The following is a 411-nucleotide window of genomic DNA, read 5'->3' on the forward strand; positions in this document are numbered from 1 at the left end:
AGGAATTATCACAGTAGATGGAACTACAGGGAAAGTAACGGTAACTATTCCATCAGATAAGAATCCAGGGGATAAAGTAACAGGAAAAGTTCTAGTACATTATCCAGATGGATCTGAGGAAGAAGTACCGGTAAGTGTAACAGTCATCAACCGTGATAAAGATGATTACACACCACAGTATAATGATGGCAATGGCAAACCAGGAGCATCAGTAGAGATTCCAGTAGGTGAAGCAAACGGTAAGACAATTCCATCAGGAACAACTTACACAAGTGGAACACCAGGAATTATCACAGTAGATGGAACTACAGGGAAAGTGACGGTAACAATTCCATCAGATAAGAACCCAGGAGATAAAGTAACAGGAAAAGTTTTAGTACATTATCCAGATGGATCTGAAGAAGAAGTACC

At 39.9% G+C, this 411-nt stretch carries 1 protein-coding gene; it reads left to right on the forward strand.

From position 1 onward, the window contains the following. On the forward strand, positions 1-411 hold a 411-nt coding region (locus SMIDD28_RS11935; RefSeq protein WP_196756381.1), incomplete at both ends, for a YPDG domain-containing protein.

It is taken from the genome of Streptococcus mitis (assembly GCF_001579045.1).
Taxonomy (GTDB): domain Bacteria; phylum Bacillota; class Bacilli; order Lactobacillales; family Streptococcaceae; genus Streptococcus; species Streptococcus mitis_D.